The following is a 14,254-nucleotide window of genomic DNA, read 5'->3' as shown; positions in this document are numbered from 1 at the left end:
ATGGCGCGGCTTCTGGCCCTTCTTGCGATCCTGCTGTCCCTGTCCCTGCCCGCCCGCGCGCAGGACAGCGCGACGCTGGTGTCGGACAGCCTGCAGATCACCGGGGATACCCGGCTGATCGCCGAAGGCAATGTCGAGGTCTTCTTCAAGGGCAGCCGCCTTAAGGCCAGCCGTATCGTCTTTGACCAGGCAACTGACCGGCTGGAGATCACCGGACCCATCGTCCTGACCGAAGAGACCGGGGAAATCCTGATCCTCGCCAGTCAGGCCGATCTTGCTGCCGACCTGTCCGAAGGCATCCTGACGAGTGCCCGGCTGGTCCTGAACCAGCAGCTGCAGCTGGCCGCGAACCGGATGATGCGCGTCTCGGGCCGTTATACGGCGTTGCAGACCGTCACCGCATCATCGTGCAAGGTCTGCCCCGGCAGTCCGACGCCCCTGTGGGAAATCCGCGCCCGCCGCGTGGTGCATGACGAGGTGAAGCGCCAGATCTACTTTGACCAGGCGCAGTTCCGGCTGGCGGGCGTCCCGGTCATGTACATCCCCCGCCTGCGGATGCCGGACCCGTCGCTGAAGCGGGCCACGGGCTTTCTCATGCCGTCGATCCGCACCACCTCGGACCTGGGGACCGGCATCCGGGTGCCCTACTTCATCGTGCTGGGCAAATCGGCCGACCTGACCCTGACCCCCTACCTGACCGCACGGGACAGCCAGACGCTGGGCCTGCGCTATCGCCAGGCCTTTGCGACCGGGCTTCTGACGCTGGAAGGATCGGTCAGCCGCGACGACCTCGAGCCGGGCAAGACCCGCGGCTATCTGCGCGCGCGTGGCGATTTCACCCTGCCCGAACGGTTCCAGCTGAGTTTCGACGGCCAGACCGTGACCGATCCGGCCTATCTTCTGGACTACGGCATCGACAACTCCGACCGGCTGGACAGCCGGATCGAGGTCAAGCGGACGCGGCGCAACGAACATATCTCGGCCCGGATCATCAGCTTCCAGACCCTGCGCGACGACGAGGACAACACGACGATCCCGACGGTGATCGCCGACCTGACCTTCCACCGGCGCTTTTCGCTTGGTCCCCTGGGCGGCGAGGGCGGCTTGCGGCTGCAGACGCACAACCATTCCCGCAGTTCGGTCAGCCCGGTGGACGGCAATGGCGACGGCATCGCCGATGGCCGCGACGTGGGCCGCATCTCGGCACGGATCGACTGGCGGCGCAGCTTCTTTCTGCCGATGGGCGTCGAAGCCACCGTCCTTGGCGAGCTGACAGCCGACGCCTACACGATCACCGACGACGCCACCTTTGGTGGCAACACCTCGCGCACGCATGGCACCGCGGGGGTCGAGCTGCGCTGGCCCTTCGCCAAGACCGAGGCCAGTGGCGCGGTCCAGGTGATCGAGCCGGTGGTGCAGCTTCTGTTTTCCTCCTCCAACGCGGAAAGCCTGCCGAACGAGGATTCAGTCCTGGTCGAATTCGACGAGGGCAACCTCTTTTCCCTGGACCGGTTCCCGGGGTCCGACGCGGTGGAACGCGGGCGGCGCGCCAATGTCGGGGTCAGCTGGACGCGGCACGATCCCAAAGGCTGGTCGATGGGGGTCACGGTGGGCCGGGTCTTCCGTGAGGCCGACCTTGGTCAGTTCGGGCCAGGATCAGGGCTGGCCGGGTCGACCTCGGACTGGCTGGCGTCGGCGACATTCACCCTGTCGGACAGCGTGGCGCTGACCGGGCGGATGGTGCTGGACGACGACTTTAGCGTCACCAAGACTGAGGCGCGGCTGGCGCTGAGCGGGCCGAAGACCGCGCTGTCGACCTCGATGATCTGGGCGGTGGCCGACCCGCAGGAGAACCGGCTGGAGCCGACGCAAGAGGTCACCTTCGACGCCCGGCGCAAATTGACGCCCAACTGGACCGCCAAAGCCTCGGGGCGCTATGATTTCGAGGGCAATCAGGGCACCCTGGCCGGGCTGGGTCTGGAGTTCCTGAACGAATGCGTGCGGTTTGATGTTTCCCTCTCGCGTCGCTTCACGTCATCTACTAGTGTGACGCCGACGACGGATTTCGGCCTGTCGCTGGACCTTGTGGGCTTTGGCGGTGGGGTTACCGGGGGTCCGGCACGGACCTGCAGGCAGTAGGCAAGGGCGGGCCAAAGACCCGCGGGAATAAGGAAGAGCGGCGGAATTGATGCGATTTTCGGTTCTGAAACGGCAGGCCGCAGCAGCGGCATTCGGCCTTGTGCTGGCGGCACCGGTGACGGTTGCCCCGGTTATGGTGGCTCCGGCCTTGGCGCAGGACCTGTTTGCGCCCCGGCTTTACATCAATGACCGCGCGATCACCGAGTATGAGGTGCAGCAGCGCGCCCTGTTTCTGCAGGTGCTGCGCGCGCCCGGCAACCCCGAGGAAGAGGCGCTGAAAGCGCTGGTCGCGGACCGGCTGCGCCAGACCGAGGCCGAGCGGCTGGACATCACGCTGACCGAAAAGGACCTGACCGACGGTCTGGCCGAATTCGCCGGTCGCGCGAACCTGACGACCGAGCAGTTCGTGGCCGAACTTGCCAAGGCCGGGATCGCGCCCGAAACGTTCCGGGATTTCGTGTCGGCGGGCATTCTGTGGCGGCAGGTGGTGCGGGCGAAGTTCCTCGGTCAGGTCCCGATCAGCGAGGCGGATGTCGACCGGGCGCTGGCAGCCTCGGCCCGACCAAAGGCACTGCAGGTCCTGGCCAGCGAGCTGGTGATCCCCGCGCCTCCCGGTCAGGAGGCGGAGGCCTTGGCGCAGGCGCAGGAGCTGTCGGACAGACTGTCGGGCGAGGCGGAATTTGCGGCGGCGGCACGGCAGTATTCGGCGGCTCCCACGGCGGGCGCTGGTGGACGGCTGGACTGGCTGCCCCTGTCGAACCTGCCCGCAGCCATCGGGCAGAAGATCCTGGCACTGGACGCGGGCGAGGTTTCGGACCCCGTCTCGGTCCCCGGGGCGGTGGTGCTGTTCCTGTTGCGTGACGTGGCCGAGGATACGGCGGCAGAGCCGATCTCGGTTTCGGTGGAATGGGTCGAGCTTCTGGTCCCGGACGATGCGGCAGAGATTGCCCGTATCCGCGCGGCGGCAGATGACTGCGACATGCTGCAGGCCGAGGCGGGTGGCCAGACCGACCGCGTGACACTGACGAAGGCGGGTATGGGCGAGGTGCCGGGCGACGTCGCGCTGGAACTGGCGAAGCTGGACCCGGGCGAGACCTCGGTCGCGCTGACGCGGGGCGGCTTGCGGCGGATGCTGATGCTCTGCGGGCGCGAGGCGGTTCAGGACCCGGCGCCGACACGCGACCAGGTGCGCGACCAGGTCATCAACCAGAAGCTGGAAGGCCTGGCCGAGGGCTATCTGGAGGAACTCCGCGCGGCCGCGATCATCCGCGAGCCGTGAGCGCGCCGGTCCTTCTGACCTGCGGCGACCCGTCCGGCATCGGGCCGGAAATCGCGGCCAAGGCTTGGGCGGCGGGCGAGCGCTTTGTCTGGATCGGCGACCCGCGGCATCTGCCTTCGGGGACAGAGTGGCGGGCGGTGGCCGAGGGCGAGGGCCCCGGCGACGGGGCGATGGCGGTTCTGCGGCTGGATTTTGCGGGGCTGGCGGCTCCTGGGCGGCCGGACCCGGCCAATGCGGCGGGCGTCGTCGCGGCAATCGAGCGGGCGGTTCGGCTGGTGCAGGCGGGACTTGGCGCGGCGGTCTGCACGGCTCCGATCAACAAGAAGGCGCTGAAGGACGGGGCGGGCTTCGCCTTTCCCGGCCATACCGAGTTTCTGGCGCATCTGGCGGGGGTTGGGCGGGTGGTGATGATGCTGGCCTGCCCCGGCCTTCGGGTGGTCCCGGCGACGATCCATATTCCGATTTCCGAGGTCCCTGCGGCGCTGACCGAGACGCTGCTGGACGAGACGATCCGCATCACGCAAGCCGGGTTGATCCGGGATTTCGGCATTGCGGCCCCCCGGATTGCGGTGGCGGGGCTGAACCCCCATGCGGGCGAAGGCGGCGCGATGGGCTGGGAGGAAGAGCGGATGATCCGCCCCTTGCTGGCGCGACTGAAGGCGGACGGACTGGACGTGACCGGTCCCTGGCCTGCGGACACGATGTTCCATGCCGCGGCGCGGAAGTCCTACGACGCGGCGGTCTGCGCCTATCACGACCAGGCGCTGATTCCGATCAAGACCATCGACTTTGCCGGCGGTGTGAACGTGACACTGGGGCTGCCCTTCGTGCGGACCTCGCCCGACCACGGCACGGCCTATGACATTGCCGGGCGCGGTGTGGCGGACCCATCGAGCCTGATCGCGGCGTTGGCGATGGCGCGCGAGATGGTCGCGGCGCGCGGGCGGTGAGGGCGGGTGCCTCCGGCGGGGATATTTTGGCCAGTATGAAAGCTGGGGGATCTTTTTGGGCACGATAGACGGGCTGCCGCCGCTGCGCGAGGTCATCCGGGCGCATGAGCTGGTGGCAAGAAAGCAGCTGGGGCAGAACTTTCTGCTGGACCTGAACCTGACCGCCAAGATCGCGCGGGCGGCGGGGGATCTGTCGGCTTGCGACGTGCTGGAAGTGGGACCGGGACCGGGGGGCCTGACGCGCGGGCTGCTGGCCGAAGGCGCGCGGCGGGTGGTGGCGGTCGAAAAGGACGCCCGCGCCCTGCCCGCCCTTGCCGAGATCGCGGCGGCCTGTCCGGGGCGGCTGGAGGTTCTGCATGGTGACGCGCTGGAGCTGGACCTGGCCGCGCATCTGACGCCGCCGTTCAAGATCGTGGCCAACCTGCCCTACAACATCGGCACCGAACTTCTGATCCGCTGGCTGACACCGGAGGTCTGGCCTCCGCTTTGGTTATCGTTGACGCTTATGTTCCAGAAGGAAGTTGCAGAACGGATTGTTGCGAAACCAAGGACAGAGCATTATGGACGCCTGGCCTTGCTGGCACAGTACCGCTGCGAGGCCCGGATCGTCATGACCCTGCCGCCCGAGGCCTTCACCCCCGCGCCCAAGGTACATTCCTCTGTGGTGCAGCTGACCGCCCTGCCCCAGCCCCGGTTTCCCTGTGATTTCAAGACGCTGCAACGGGTAACTGCGAAGGCGTTCAACCAGCGCCGCAAGATGCTGCGGGCCAGCCTGAAGGGTCTGCGCCCGGATATCGAGACGGTGCTGGAGAGCGTCGGAATCGCGCCCACCTCGCGGGCCGAGGAGATCGGGCTGGAGGGGTTCTGCGCCCTCGCTCGCGCCGTGGCCTAGCGCGTGGTGGCGGCCAGCGCCTGCCGGTAGGTTTCGAGGTACTCGGCCGTATAGGTCCGGTAATCGAAGTCGAGCTTCGAGTGGATTTCCTGCACCATCGACCACATCGCCTCACGCAGGGCGGCGGCGGCTTTCATGGCGCGGTACCGGCGCCAGAGGTCGGCATCAGGCGGGGCGCCGAAATAGGCCTCCAGCAGCCAGGCCTCTTGCGTGGGATCAAGGCCGTTGTTCGCGGCAAGTCCGCCCAGGTCGAACAGGGGCGAGCCCCAGCCAGCATAGTCCCAGTCGATCAGCCACATGCGGGTGCCATCGTGCAGGAAGTTGCCGGGCAAAAGGTCGTTGTGGCCGAGGACCATCTCGATCCGGCCCACGGCGCGCTCCAGCGCCTCGGCTTGCGACAGAAGGTCGGGCAGGATCGGCAGGTGGCGCGACCTGCCGTCGTGCAGCGTGGCGGCATAGTCGCGGACCACCTGGAAGACCCAGAAGGTCAGCGCGGGGCCACGCAGGTGGCGCGGGATGTCACGGTGGGCATGCATCACCAGAGCAAGCGCCTGCTCCAGCAAATCCTGGTCGCGCAGGTCCGTGGCCGTCATGGTCCGGCCCTCGACAAAGTCGATGACCAGAGCACCCGGTTCGTGGTGGATCACGCCAGGCGAGACTCCGGCGGCATGGGCGGCGCGGCTGGCGGCCAGCTCGTTGAAGCGCATGATCTGGTGGACGGGGATGTCGTCGCCGATCCGCACGACGGCGCAGCGGGCGGCATCGGTCACCAGCACATTCAGATTGGTGATCCCGCCGCCCAGGGGCGTGGCCGAAGCCTTGCCCTGCCAGATCGGCAGCGCCAAGGCCCGCGTCAGAGGATCGAGACGGTCATTCATGGCACCTCCGCGCTGCGACAGGTGAGGATCGCAAGGGCAGTCTGGCCAGGGACTGCACCGCCGCCACCGTCACCAGCTCCCCGGGCACACTTTGCGCCCAAGCTCAGGATGCGGCCAAGCGGATGACCTGTCAAAGCAAACCCGGTGCCGGTTCAGCCTTCCACCGGATGATCCACGCAGTGCCAGAGCGCCTGGCCCAGCATCTCGATCCGGATCGGCTTGGCCACGACCGCAGCGAAGCCGTGGCCGAGATAGTCGTTGACCTGGTGGGTCATCACGTTGGCGGTGACCGCAATGGCGCGGGGTGCGGGGCGCCCAAGGTCCGCCGCAAGCGTGTTCAGCGCCTGCAGCGTGTCCAGCCCGTCCATCCCCGGCATCGCGATGTCCAGAAGCACCGCGTCGAATCCGCCGTCGCGGAAGCGGTGCAGCGCCTGGGGGCCGTCGGCCACGATCACCGTTTCCACCCCCAGCGACTGCAGCATGCTTTGCAGGATGATCCGGTTGGTCGCATTGTCTTCTGCCGCCAGCACCCGCAGCGCCGGAAGCGGGCGGACCTCGGGCCCAGCGTCATGCGTAGCGCCTTCGGCAAGCACCGGGATCTTCAGCACGACCCGGGCGGTGACGCCCTGCCCCTGGGCCGAGTGCAATTCGACATCGCCGCGCATCAGTCGGGCAAGGCGGCGCACGATGGGCAGGCCAAGGCCGGTCCCGACATGGCTGCGGCGCGAACCGCCCATGCCTTGGGTGAACTCTTCGAACGAGCGGGCGATTTCCTCGGGCGACATGCCGATGCCGGTGTCCTGGACCTCGATCATGATGGCTTCGGGGTCCGAACAGTCGATCTCGACCCGAACATGGCCCGTGTCGGTGAACTTCAGCGCGTTGCCCATCAGGTTGTGCAGGATCTGGATCAGCCGCATCTCGTCGCCGAGCCGCATCTCGCCGCCCGCACCGCCGCTGCAATGGATGATCAGCTGGACGCCCTTTTCGGTCGCGGTGATCTGGTGCAGCGAGGCGACGCGCATCAGGATATCCGGCAGGCGGATCGGGCGCGGGTCCAGCACCATGCGTCCGGCCTCGATCTTGGCCAGGTCGAGGATGTCGTTGATGACGCCCAGAAGATGCTCGCCGGAATCACGGATCACCCGGACCATCGCCTGTTCCTGCGGGTCGGAAAGCCGCGCGCCAAGCACGGTGGCCATGCCAAGGACGCCGTTCAGGGGGGTGCGGATTTCATGGCTCATCGCGGCCAGGAAGTCGGACTTGGCGCGGTTGGCCGTCTCGGCGGCGGTCATCGCGGCGCGAAGCCGGTCCTGGCTTTGCACCTCGTCGGTGATATCGGTGAAGGTGCAGACGACGGCGGTTTCGGCCCCGGCAGCCGACAGCCGGGCCGAAGTGACCGCCACGACGCGGCGTTCGCCCGAGGGCCAGTAAAGGTCGCGGCGGACCGCGTGCATCCCCGGTTCGCCAGCCAAGGCGCGGGCGATGGGCAGGCCGTCGGGCGGGATGTGGTTGCCGTCGGAGTCTTTGACATCGTCGGTACCGATCAGCGACAACAGCATGCTTCCCGCGCTGACCTTGCGCCCGATGACACGTTCGGCGGCAGCGTTGGCGAAGATCACGGCGCCCCGTTCGTCGACCACGACGATGCCAGAGACCGAGGCCTCCATCACCCGGGCCAGGGTGTCGCGTTCCCGGGCCAGCGCGAACTCCAGCGACTTGGCGGCCGAGATGTCGAGGTTGATGCCGCTGGTCTTGACCGGGCGGCCATCCTCGTCCCATTCAGAGACCTGGGCACGGGTCAGGACCCAGACCCAATGCCCGTCGCGGTGGCGCAGGCGGACCTCGTGTTCGACCTGCCACTGGCCAGCCTCGAAGGCTTCGCGTTCGTGGCTGATCAGGCCATCGACATCCTCGGGATGCAGCATGTCCAGCCAGCCCTGCAGCGGGATCGGGTTCAGCTCGACCGCGCGGAAGCCCAGGATCTCGGCCCAGCGGTCGCTGACCAGCGTGATGCCGGTGCGCATGTCATGTTCCCAGGTGCCGACCTGGGTGCCGTCGATCACATGGGCCAGACGCTGCTCGGCCTCGGCCTGGACGGACACGTCCAGCGTGATCCCGGAAATCCGGCGCGGGCTGCCGTCGGCCCACCGCGCCGCGACATGGCCGCGCGTCAGAAGCCAGACCCACTTGCCGCTTTGGTGGCGCATCCGGCAGCGCAGCGAGAAGGTCCCGCTGCCCGACAGAAACAGCTCGCGCTGTGCCTCGGCGACGGCAAGACGGTCTTCGGGATGAACAAGTTCGATCAGGTCGGCCAGCGCTCGCGCCGAGCCGAGGCCAAGCATCGTCTCCCAGCAGTCGTTGATCGTGGTGAACCCGTGGTCCGAGGCCCAGTCCCAGACCGCGATGCCGCCCCCGTCGACAACCTGTTCAAGCCGGCGGTCGGCAAGGCGACGGGCAGTGACGTCCTCGTAAAGGCCGACGGTTTCCTGCGAGGGGGTGGCGCGTTCGCGGACCCAGATCAACCGGCCGTCGGCCAGTTCGTCCTCGTTGTCCCAGATCTCGGTCAGCGGGCGGTCCAGGCGGCGCTGCAGATTGGCATCGTCGCGCTCCCCTTCGGCCCCGAAGACCCCCCGGGCGATGGCGGCGCGCAGAAGGTCGTCGTACAGCGCGCCCTCGCGGATCAGGTCGGCAATCTTGTCGAAGACCCGGACATAGGGCGTGTTCCACAGGACCAGCCGGTCGTCGGCGTCGAAGATGGCAAAGCCGTCGTCCAGCGCCTCGATCGCGGCCAGGAACCGGGATTTCGTCGCTTCCAGGGCATCGCGGCCAACTTGCAGCGCGGCTTCCTTCGCGCGGATCTCGATGATGTTTTCGATCAGTGACCAGACCAGGCGGCGTCCGTTGGGATCGACACTCATGAAGCAGCGCACCACCGCCGGGAAGGCATGGCCGGCCTTGCAGCGGAACATCGCCTCGACCGGGCCATAGGTCTGGGCGGCCTTCAACGCGTTCTTCGCCCCTTCGATCACCCAGGTTGCGTCCACAGGCAGGATCTGCTGCACCTGCAGGTTGATCCCTGCCTGCGGGTCAAAGCCGAACACCTCCTTGAACGCCCGATTGCCGTCGACGACTTCGCCGGTGTCGAAGTCGTTCACCAGGATCGGATGCGGGCACATCTCGAAAAAGGCGGTGAACTGCCCCTCGCGGAACGAGGTCATCTCGCTGGACCGGTCCGAGGCGGCGATGTCGCGGATCACCACAATCAGGTTCGCCTGCTGCCCCGAGGCCGCGGGGCTTAGCCGGGCGACAGAAACCTCATAGCGATGCGGCGTCACCAGGGTCGAGACCCCGACCCGCCGGGTCACGGACGAGGTATTGCCCGGGGGGGCGGCAAGGATTTCCGTCATCACCTGCGCCAGCGGCAGCGGCAGGACCTGCGCCACATGGCGGCCGATCCCGGACCGCACCAGGCCGGACAGCCACGGCAGCTTGTCGCTTTGGCAGGCGACGATCTCGCCGGTCGGGGCCAGCTCGATCACCAGATCGGGCAGCGCGTTCAGCGTGGCGGCAAGGTGACGGCGCGAGGCAGCCTCGGCCCGCGCTGCCTCGACCCGAAGGATGATCGACGAGACCGCCCGCCCGATCGAGGTCAGCAGAAAGACCGCGTCGTCCTGCCACTGCCGGTCCGGGCGGCAGCAGTCGAAGCCGATCACTCCGAACAGCCGGTCCCCGTCACAAAGCGGCACCATCAGTGTCGAATGCACGCCGATATCGGTCAGGAACTGATGCTCGGGCGAGCCTTCGGGAAGTTCGGACCGGTCCAGGACAGCGACAATCCGGCCCTCCACAAAGGCCTGATGCCAGGCGGGACGGACAACCGGGGCGGCCCCCTGCATCACCGGCTTCAGCGGTTGCACACCGGGCGCCACCCATTCGTTCGTGTTCCGGTACCCGATGGCCGCCCCGTAGCGAAAGAGAAAGGTTCGGGCAAAACCATAGCCTTCCCCCAGCGCTGCCAGCACGGCGTCAATCTCGCTGTCGATGGTGTCGGAGGTCACGTCGAGCAGACGATTCATCAACTCGACCACGCGCAGTTCTACCCGCGCAGGTTGTGCAGTCCCGGTGTCAGGCTGGCCTGCGTGTCCCATCCGTCCTCGATCCAAGGTCCTAAATTATCTGCCAGATGTCACCATCCCGCAAGTCTGCTTGTCGTCAGGGTCAGGCGCGGGCCACATCGTCTTTGCAACCCTTGAGATAACCCCGCTGGTCCGGTCCGCCAGCCCGGCCCCGGAACGCCCTTCAACGCTTTGCCATTTGCCCCGGAACGGCTGGACAACGTCCCTTGGAAAGACCCGCCCCTGGCGGCAGCCATGAACCATATGAAAACTGTTTTCATTCAGATCGCGCGAATTGCTGCATTGCAGCATTTCTTTCGGCGCATCACGCCCTCCCCAACCTGAAGCGCGCCCCTGCACCCCGGTCAAACTTCGGCCAGAACCGCGCCCAGGGCCAGAAGAGCGGGGGCTGCCTGCACATAAAGTATCCGCCGCCCGACTGTCGCTGCGCCGTAAAGCCCGGCGACGATCACGCAGGCCAGGATGAACAGCGCCAGCCCCTGCCCCGGACCGGGCAGACCCTGGATCAGTGCCAGGACCAGCCCAGCGGCAAGAAAGCCGTTGTAAAGCCCCTGGTTCGCCGCCAGCACCCGCGTCGCCGCAGCAAAATCGGGCGTGGTGCGAAAGATCGACCGGACGCGTGGCGTCTCCCACAGGACCATTTCCATCAGAAGGATGGCAAAATGGATCACGGCCACCAGTGCAACCAGGGTCGCCCCGATCATGCGGCGGGCATCCGGGTTTCGGCCATTTCGGCATACCAGCTGGAGCCAAAGGGGATCGCGCTGTCATCGAAGTTGTAGGCCGGGTGGTGCACCATCGCAGTGTCGCCATTGCCCAGGAAGATATACGCGCCGGGGCGTTCGTTCAGCATGAAGCTGAAATCCTCGGCCCCCATCAGAGGCGCGGTCTCGGTGTCGACGTGGCCCGAGACCTTGCGGGCAACCTCGGCCGCGAAGGTGGTGTTTTCGGGCGCGTTGACCGTCACCGGATAGCCGCGCTGATAGTGAACCTCGGCCCGTGCCCCCAGCGCCAGGGCCGTGCCCTCGACGATCTGGCCGATGCGGGCTTCGACAAAGTCTTGCACCTTGGCGTCCATCGTGCGGACGGTGCCCTTCATCTTCACCACCTGAGGAATGACGTTGTGCGCGGTGGAATCAGTCTCGACCGTGCAGACGCTGACCACGATCTGCTTCAGGGGGTCGACGTTGCGGCTGGCGATGGTCTGCAAGGCCACGATGATATGCGCGCTGACGACTGTGGTATCGACGCAGTCATGCGGCTTGGCGGCATGGCCGCCCTTCCCGGTCACCACGATCTCGAACTGATCGGCGGCGGCCATCATCGCGCCGGGTCGGATCGCGAAATGGCCGACGGGGATGCCGGGCATGTTGTGCATCCCGTAGACTTCCTGGACGTTCCAGCGCGACAGCATCCCGTCCTTCACCATCTCGCGCCCACCACCACCACCTTCTTCGGCGGGCTGGAAGATGCAGACGACAGAGCCGTCAAAGTTTCGCGTCTCGGCCAGGTACTTCGCGGCGCCCAGCAGCATCGCCGTATGCCCGTCATGGCCGCAGGCGTGCATCTTGCCGGGGGTTTTCGAGGCATAGGGCACCCCGGTCTGCTCTTTGATCGGCAGCGCGTCCATATCGGCGCGCAGGCCTACGACGCGGCCCTTGGAGTCGCTGCGCCCCTTGATGACCGCGACGACACCCGTGCGCCCGATGCCTTCGACAACCTCGTCGCAGCCGAAGGACCGGCACAAATCGGCCACGCGGGCGGCGGTGCGGTGGACGTCGAACAGCAGTTCAGGGTGTTCATGGAAATCGCGGCGCCAGGCGGTGATCTCGGGCAGAAGCTCGGCGAAACGGTTCTTGGGCGGCATGTCAGGTCTCCTTTGGCGTGACAGGGTGAACCCGATGCGGCAAAACGGCAAGCCCTGCGGGGAAAGCCCAAGAAGGCTGGCGCCAGGTCGGGGTCAGGAAAACCGGAATGTGATCAAGCACCTGTTGCCGATGTCGCACGTTTTCGCCATATCGTCGCAAAATCGACATATCCCGGGCTTGCTGCGGCCAAAGACCAGCGCAATATGGGAAAAACGAGAGCCAAACGGAGCAGTCAGATGGCCAAGACCCCCAGCCAGCCTCAGCAAGGCGGCAGCAGTACCCCCAGCCAGCAGCAGCAAGGCCAGCAGGCCGGCGGGTCGACCCAGCAAGCCGGTGGGTCCAGCCAGCAGACCGGCCAGCCAATCTTCCGCGACTGGGCCGCGATCTGACCTTTTTCCCCGCTTGACCGAAAACCGGGCAAGACACGCGCTTGACAACACACGGGCCAGCCGCGAGGCTGGCCTTGTTTTGTTCTCATGCCCAGCCCATCATGCCCAGCCCCGTCTCCTCGATCCCGAACCTTGGTCCGGCCTCGGAAGTGGCCTTTGCCCGTGCCGGGATCACCTCGGCCGAAGAGATCCGCGATCTGGGCGCTGATGAGGCTTACCGGCGCCTTCTGGACAGCGGCGCGCGCCCGCATTTCATCGGCTATTATGTCCTTGTGATGGGGCTGCAGGGCCGCCCGTGGAACGACTGCAAGGGTGACGAGAAGAAGGCGCTGCGCAAACGGTTCGACACGCTGTGCGCCGGGTTCAACCGGTCAGACAGCAAGCTGCGCGCGGATCTTGAGCAGACGCTCAGTTTCCTGGGTGTGATCGAACGCCGGTAATGCGGAAGGAGGCGCCTGAATTGCCGCAGTATCTGACGTCAATCAGGGGGCAACGCGGACCCAAAGCCCGTCTACGCGAACAATCGCCGGCGCGCCGCAATGGAAACGGATATAGGTCAATCCGGTGCTTTGTGCCAGATCCGGATTGAACCTGCCGCGCAATTCACTGGCCTTGACGAAAGTCGACACGACATGCAGATCCGATGAAATCTCTTGCCCGGGAGAGAGGTACATATCCTGCGACGGCCGCCCCGTCCCGAAGGCATTTGCCGGAATACGGATGGGCAGCGCGCTTGGCTGTTTGCGCAGGAACTCTTCATCCAGGTGAATCCGGTCCACCGACTGCACCTGCACGGTCGCGCCCGAATGGGTACGCAGATCGTCGCGAACGCGAAGCACTTCGATCGGAAGGTCGCCGAACACGGTTCCGACCTTTGATTTCCCTGATAATCCAGGTAGATACCAGGATAGCCTTGGCTCCGCCTTCTCGGCCACCTCGGGGCGCATGAGTCCGGACAGCGCCTCCTTGATCCGACGGAACTTGTCGAATTCGATCACCGAACCTGAAGCGGGCATTTTGCTTTATTCCTGAGTATTGGTAATGCATCGGAAACAGTGATGCGAGATATTTACTTGAAATGAACCAATAAGGTTTGGTGTCTAAGCACCTTTAACCCCGCGTCAAAGATATCAGGTCAAGCAAGGCGGGGTAACCTGTCCATTTCGACAGGTTTTATTCGGCCATCTGCGACAGTTCCCACCAGGGCGCCCCGATTGGATGCGGGCAGCATGTTTTGCGCAACTCTCAGTTGGGTGATTGCTGGTTGGACAAAGTCAGGTGATTCTGTCTGCAGTTCAATGGCGCGCCAGAGTTTCACAATCCTGGATTGCATCGATCATAGGATCGGCACTGCCTTCCCAAAACTGTCTTTCTACTGCCCTTGTCTTGCCGGAGTTGCGGTCCACCAATGGATGATGCAAGGCGGTGACGTCCCCCTTTCCGCCCTGCACGTACGATCACCTGCTGTTTGCATCGGCCCGAAAAGGGTCAACCTGCCACCCGGCCCTTCCCCAAGTCCGCCGGGTGGCAGGCCTTTTGCCGCAAGGACCCGACCGGGGTGCGCCGTGGTGAGACAGGGTGTGGTGCCCCCAGAGAGACTCGAACTCCCGACCCTCTGATTACAAATCAGATGCTCTACCAGCTGAGCTATAGGGGCCACGCCCTTCAGATACCCTTGCCGTCCGCCCCGCGCAAGGGTTCAGTCCTGGCGGCGGGCGAC

General features: G+C 65.9%; 11 protein-coding genes and 1 tRNA gene. 6 read left to right on the top strand and 6 right to left on the bottom strand.

What is annotated here, in order from left to right; translation table 11 throughout:
• From U1E69_RS18115 to rsmA, 4 genes are read left to right on the top strand one after another with little or no spacing between them, the layout of a single operon-like run.
• Window positions 1-2,139, top strand: a complete 2,139-nt coding sequence (locus tag U1E69_RS18115; protein WP_322245823.1) for an LPS-assembly protein LptD — start codon at window positions 1-3, stop codon at window positions 2,137-2,139.
• 49 nt (window positions 2,140-2,188) lie between these two features.
• Window positions 2,189-3,418, top strand: coding sequence for a peptidylprolyl isomerase (locus U1E69_RS18110; protein WP_322245822.1), 1,230 nt, complete (start codon window positions 2,189-2,191; stop codon window positions 3,416-3,418).
• Window positions 3,415-4,368, top strand: a complete 954-nt coding sequence (gene pdxA, locus U1E69_RS18105) for a 4-hydroxythreonine-4-phosphate dehydrogenase PdxA (RefSeq protein WP_322245821.1) — start codon at window positions 3,415-3,417, stop codon at window positions 4,366-4,368. The genes U1E69_RS18110 and pdxA overlap by 4 nt, the downstream gene beginning before the upstream one ends.
• Before the next feature lie 55 nt (window positions 4,369-4,423).
• Window positions 4,424-5,260: a 16S rRNA (adenine(1518)-N(6)/adenine(1519)-N(6))-dimethyltransferase RsmA gene (gene rsmA, locus U1E69_RS18100; protein WP_322245820.1), complete on the top strand. Its 837-nt coding sequence runs from the start codon at window positions 4,424-4,426 to the stop codon at window positions 5,258-5,260.
• Here the strand turns inward: rsmA and U1E69_RS18095 are convergent.
• The 4 genes from U1E69_RS18095 to U1E69_RS18080 all read right to left on the bottom strand — a co-directional run bounded on the left by U1E69_RS18095 (window position 5,257) and on the right by U1E69_RS18080 (window position 12,144).
• Window positions 5,257-6,138 (bottom strand): choline/ethanolamine kinase family protein, encoded by an 882-nt coding sequence (locus tag U1E69_RS18095; RefSeq protein WP_322245819.1) that lies wholly within the window; start codon window positions 6,136-6,138, stop codon window positions 5,257-5,259. The two genes, rsmA and U1E69_RS18095, sit on opposite strands and share 4 nt — an antisense overlap.
• Before the next feature lie 152 nt (window positions 6,139-6,290).
• The gene (locus U1E69_RS18090) at window positions 6,291-10,217 is read right to left on the bottom strand and encodes a PAS domain-containing protein (RefSeq protein ID WP_322245818.1); all 3,927 of its coding nucleotides are present in this window, start codon (window positions 10,215-10,217) and stop codon (window positions 6,291-6,293) included.
• A gap of 404 nt (window positions 10,218-10,621) precedes the next feature.
• Window positions 10,622-10,981, bottom strand: a complete 360-nt coding sequence (locus U1E69_RS18085) for a DUF1304 domain-containing protein (RefSeq protein WP_322245817.1) — start codon at window positions 10,979-10,981, stop codon at window positions 10,622-10,624.
• Window positions 10,978-12,144 (bottom strand): M20 aminoacylase family protein, encoded by a 1,167-nt coding sequence (locus U1E69_RS18080; RefSeq protein WP_322245816.1) that lies wholly within the window; start codon window positions 12,142-12,144, stop codon window positions 10,978-10,980. The genes U1E69_RS18085 and U1E69_RS18080 overlap by 4 nt, the downstream gene beginning before the upstream one ends.
• Window positions 12,145-12,381: 237 nt before the next feature.
• Between U1E69_RS18080 and U1E69_RS18075 the strand changes: the two genes are divergently transcribed.
• A complete protein-coding gene (locus U1E69_RS18075; protein ID WP_322245815.1) occupies window positions 12,382-12,534 on the top strand; it encodes a hypothetical protein in 153 nt (50 codons plus the stop codon).
• A 101-nt stretch (window positions 12,535-12,635) separates the two neighbouring features.
• Window positions 12,636-12,974: a TfoX/Sxy family protein gene (locus U1E69_RS18070; protein ID WP_322245814.1), complete on the top strand. Its 339-nt coding sequence runs from the start codon at window positions 12,636-12,638 to the stop codon at window positions 12,972-12,974.
• 42 nt (window positions 12,975-13,016) lie between these two features.
• On the opposite strand, the gene U1E69_RS18065 is transcribed toward U1E69_RS18070, so the two are convergent.
• Window positions 13,017-13,532, bottom strand: a complete 516-nt coding sequence (locus tag U1E69_RS18065; RefSeq protein WP_322245813.1) for a Hint domain-containing protein — start codon at window positions 13,530-13,532, stop codon at window positions 13,017-13,019.
• Window positions 13,533-14,115: 583 nt separating this feature from the next.
• Window positions 14,116-14,191, bottom strand: a tRNA-Thr gene (locus tag U1E69_RS18060).
• Window positions 14,192-14,254 lie beyond the last annotated feature (63 nt).

It is taken from the genome of Tabrizicola sp. (assembly GCF_034366665.1).
GTDB lineage: Bacteria > Pseudomonadota > Alphaproteobacteria > Rhodobacterales > Rhodobacteraceae > Tabrizicola.
The sequence above is the reverse complement of the archived record's forward strand: the minus strand, read 5'-3'. Positions and strand labels throughout refer to the sequence as shown.

What these genes read in the sequence shown, in the direction of transcription:
- U1E69_RS18115 (WP_322245823.1), top strand. Translation starts at nt 1, where the DNA reads ATGGCGCGGCTTCTGGCCCTTCTTGCGATCCTGCTGTCCCTGTCCCTG.
- U1E69_RS18110 (WP_322245822.1), top strand. Translation starts at nt 2,189, where the DNA reads ATGCGATTTTCGGTTCTGAAACGGCAGGCCGCAGCAGCGGCATTCGGC.
- U1E69_RS18095 (WP_322245819.1), bottom strand. Translation starts at nt 6,138, where the DNA reads ATGAATGACCGTCTCGATCCTCTGACGCGGGCCTTGGCGCTGCCGATC.
- U1E69_RS18090 (WP_322245818.1), bottom strand. Translation starts at nt 10,217, where the DNA reads ATGAATCGTCTGCTCGACGTGACCTCCGACACCATCGACAGCGAGATT.
- U1E69_RS18085 (WP_322245817.1), bottom strand. Translation starts at nt 10,981, where the DNA reads ATGATCGGGGCGACCCTGGTTGCACTGGTGGCCGTGATCCATTTTGCC.
- U1E69_RS18080 (WP_322245816.1), bottom strand. Translation starts at nt 12,144, where the DNA reads ATGCCGCCCAAGAACCGTTTCGCCGAGCTTCTGCCCGAGATCACCGCC.
- U1E69_RS18075 (WP_322245815.1), top strand. Translation starts at nt 12,382, where the DNA reads ATGGCCAAGACCCCCAGCCAGCCTCAGCAAGGCGGCAGCAGTACCCCC.
- U1E69_RS18070 (WP_322245814.1), top strand. Translation starts at nt 12,636, where the DNA reads ATGCCCAGCCCCGTCTCCTCGATCCCGAACCTTGGTCCGGCCTCGGAA.